The 2,097-nt window shown below is 60.8% G+C and carries 4 protein-coding genes; 2 read left to right on the forward strand and 2 right to left on the reverse strand.

What is annotated here, in order from left to right; all coding sequences use genetic code 11:
* The coding region (locus EOC93_RS33345) for an HAD-IIB family hydrolase (protein WP_164759394.1) at positions 1–308 on the reverse strand (308 nt) is incomplete at its 3' end.
* A 248-nt stretch (positions 309–556) separates the two neighbouring features.
* Positions 557–841, reverse strand: coding sequence for an acylphosphatase (locus tag EOC93_RS33350; RefSeq protein WP_095489128.1), 285 nt, complete (start codon positions 839–841; stop codon positions 557–559).
* A gap of 193 nt (positions 842–1,034) precedes the next feature.
* Here EOC93_RS33350 and EOC93_RS33355 point away from each other — a divergent pair, with 193 nt between their 5' ends.
* Together EOC93_RS33355 and EOC93_RS33360 are read left to right on the forward strand one after the other, a co-directional pair.
* Positions 1,035–1,847 carry a hypothetical protein gene (locus tag EOC93_RS33355; protein ID WP_095489259.1) on the forward strand — a complete coding sequence of 271 codons (813 nt, stop codon included), beginning with the start codon at positions 1,035–1,037 and terminating at the stop codon, positions 1,845–1,847.
* On the forward strand, positions 1,840–2,097 hold a 258-nt coding region (locus EOC93_RS33360), incomplete at its 3' end, for a metallophosphoesterase (RefSeq protein ID WP_206532303.1). The genes EOC93_RS33355 and EOC93_RS33360, both read left to right, overlap by 8 nt.

Consider the following 2,097-nt stretch of genomic DNA (forward strand, 5'->3'; position numbering starts at 1 on the left):
ATCGACAGGGGCGCGATCTTGCGCATCATCAGCCTGTCGACGAATTCCGCCGGAGGGGCAGGCGCAAGGATGCGCTCCTTCTTCGAAGCCGGCGTGTAGACGAGCGCGCCGTTTTCGGCGACGACCTTGTCGAAAATGCCAAGCTCCGGGAAAACGCTTTCGAGGTCGGCAAGCTCGCGACCGGTCACCATTATCAACTTGCGGCCGGTTTCCTTCAGCCGCTCGAGCGCAGCACGGGTCGCATCGGAAACGATCCCGTTTTCCGCGAGTGTGCCGTCGTAGTCAGTGGCTAACGCAAGGGCATACATCGAACCATTGTCGGCAGCCCGAAAGCCGACCCGAGATGCTTTCTCGCCGAACTGAGCGGAAAGGCATCTGTTTCGGTGACTTCCATTGGCCGAATCCCGTCATCGTTTGTCATGGCCGCCCGCAATCATGGCTGATTGGTCCCAACGGCGCTGGCTGTCGATTGTTCCCAGCGGCGCAAGGCAAGAATCGCGGAGGCCTGGCTTTTTGGTTGAGCATTGGGTGTTTTCCGAAAGCTGGTACCCACTTTCTAGCCGATGATCCTGAATCCGTTCGGCTCCTGACCGGGATCGACGTCTTGGGATGTCACGCCGGAAACCGACGCTCCGGTCGGCCCTTTCCACAACCGGTTCATCATCGTCGAAACCGCGCCTTCGGCCCCGACGATCAGTGCCGTTACGGATCCGTCATCTTCGTTGCGAACCCATCCGGACAGACCAAGCCTCTCGGCCTCGGTCCGTGTCCACACGCGAAACGAGACGCCCTGCACCCTTCCACTGAGCCTGACGCGTACCGCTTTGCGCCCATCCTCCATCATGATCACCTCCGTGCCAGTGGTTTTCTCATATCTTCAACTCCCCGGCGGCGGAAAAGGCTCCGCCTTCGCATTTCCAAGGGCTTCGGCCGGCCGCCAGTCCGATCCGCTGATGTCGGCAACGGAACCATGCGGCGGCGGCTTTGTTAAGGACGGACAGCTGCAGGTTGCTGGGCTTCGGAGCCACGATTTCATGACTAACGATTCTCCAACGGGAGGCGCCATCCCGGCATCCGTTCCGACGATCGATCCAAAAGCCGCGCCGACGCTTCAGCACGCCGAGGCCGAGGTCTTCTACACAGAGGCGATCCGCGAGCTCGCCGCGACGGACATCCCCTTTCTTGTCGCCGGCACCTATGCGGTGAGCGCCTACACAGGCGTCACGCGCCAGACGAAGGACCTCGACATTTTCTGCAAGGCCGGCGATTACGCGCGCATTCTCGCGCATTTCAAGCAGGCCGGCTATGCGGTCGAGATCGTGGACGACCGATGGCTTGGAAAGGTCTTCAAAAGCACGCATTTTTTTGACGTCATATTCGCTTCAGCCAATGGCACCATGCCGGTCGGCGACCAATGGCTGGAGCATGCACGGCAAATCGAGCTGCTGGGCAGTCAGGTGCGGATCGTAGGTCCGACCGAGCTTATCTGGTCCAAGTGCTTCATCCAGGACAGAGGCCGCCACGACGGCGCCGACGTCGCTCATACAATCCTCAAGGCGCAGGATCAGATCGATTGGCACCGGCTGCTTTCCTATCTGGAGGTTCACTGGGAGGTGCTGCTGATGCAGCTTCTGAATTTCCGATGGATCTATCCGAGCGAGCGCGATCATATCCCGGCCTGGCTGCTCGACGAATTGCTTGACCGGCTCGCCAAGCAGAGGGAGTTGCCTACTCCCCGAATGAAAATCTGCCGCGGACGCCTGCTTTCGCCGACCGACTACGAGATCGACGTGAAGGAATGGGGCTTTGCCGGCGTCGGTGGAACAGGAGAATTTCGTGATGGCTGAGAAGGGCACAACCGCCACGGCAAGAGTTGGGAACGGCGGCACCGTCAGGATTGCGGCTGTCGGCGATCTGCATGTGCGTGAAGACGGCCAGGCCTCCTGCCGTGATCTCTTCGGCGAGGTCTCGCGCGAAGCGGACGTCCTCGTTCTCACCGGCGACCTCACCAATCTCGGCAAGCCCCGAGAGGCCGAAATCCTTGCGGAGGATTTGCGCGCCTGCGCAATCCCGGTCGTCGCCGTGCTCGGCAACCAT

Source organism: Mesorhizobium sp. M6A.T.Ce.TU.002.03.1.1 (assembly GCF_003997275.1).
In the GTDB taxonomy this organism is placed as follows: Bacteria; Pseudomonadota; Alphaproteobacteria; order Rhizobiales; family Rhizobiaceae; genus Mesorhizobium; species Mesorhizobium mediterraneum.

What these genes read in the sequence shown, in the direction of transcription:
- EOC93_RS33350 (WP_095489128.1), bottom strand. Translation starts at nt 841, where the DNA reads ATGGAGGATGGGCGCAAAGCGGTACGCGTCAGGCTCAGTGGAAGGGTG.
- EOC93_RS33355 (WP_095489259.1), top strand. Translation starts at nt 1,035, where the DNA reads ATGACTAACGATTCTCCAACGGGAGGCGCCATCCCGGCATCCGTTCCG.